Genomic DNA, 1,156 nt, shown 5'->3' on the forward strand with positions numbered 1-1,156 from the left:
TCGTATCATAATAAGTATAATTTTTCGTCCAGTTATCATCTTCGATATTTTTAACCAAACTCATCACCGGAAGGCTTTTTGTGCTTAAACCTTCTGCATCAGCAGTACCCGTCAGCACAGGCTGATCTAAAATAGTGGTTGGAAATGATGGGTTAAAACCATACGAAGGATAGGCATCGTAATAATTAACTGTAAGCACTTTCTCAAGCACATGGAAATAATTATTCGTATAAAAAATCTGCATCCCGTCTTGTGTAAAACCACCATTGTGTCTGCTCTCAACAATCAAATTCACATCGGCTTGAGCCTGCATATTGGATCTTTCACCTCCTGAAATAATCGCGGTATAAGCAACTCTTCCAAACTGGTCATATTTGGTCATCAACCATTTACTTTGAGTTTTCATTACCGCATCCTGAGTCATAACCAGCCGATCAGATTGATCATACACCATATACTCCCAGCCTTTGCCTGGAAGTTTTTTTTCTACCAAACGGTTTCTGCCATCATATCGATACTGATAATACAGATTTTCCATTGTAGAAGATTCTACGGTGGGAGCTGAAGCCAACGGAGGGATTACAAAAGCCAACTGATCATATTCATTATAAACATAATACGTATCAGCATTTTCCGTTGCGTTTAAAGCTTTTCTTACCAATAGAACCTGACCTTTTCCATTTTTAAACTCGATGGTTTTGTTACCATCTTCATCGGTTACCGTATTTTTATACAGTTGATTGGGTAAAAAATACTGAAGCAACTGAACTGTCGTTTGTGTTCTGCCTTCAACCCAAGTCGTTGAAGTTTCATATTTTCTTACATAATCTGCATTTGTATTTGCATCATAATCAAACTTCACAGGCTTGGTGCTCCAATCGTTACCCACCTGAATCTGTTGCTGAATTCTATCCAAAGGAGAACTTTCCAAGACTTTTTCCGAAAAAATTTTCTCCGAGCCATATACGGAAGGTACATTACCTAAAGGATTGGGGATGATTGCTCCATTCAGGGTATTTCCCTGCGGAACCGGAAGATAATCTTTAACCTGTCGACCAAAACCATCATACTCAATAGGCGTCACAACGTCTCGGCCTAAGGGAGAGGCTTTTACATTCACAACCTGCTTGGGTCTGCCCAAACCATCAAAATACTG

Annotated in this window: 1 protein-coding gene; it reads right to left on the bottom strand. The window is 39.4% G+C overall.

Features of this window, described 5'->3' with window-relative positions:
* Window positions 1-1,156 (bottom strand): DUF6443 domain-containing protein (locus tag OXQ85_RS20550; RefSeq protein WP_267407011.1); only part of this gene is annotated, 1,156 nt, incomplete at both ends.

This window comes from Chryseobacterium sp. GM_Chr_2, from assembly GCF_026540445.1.
In the GTDB taxonomy this organism is placed as follows: domain Bacteria; phylum Bacteroidota; class Bacteroidia; order Flavobacteriales; family Weeksellaceae; genus Chryseobacterium.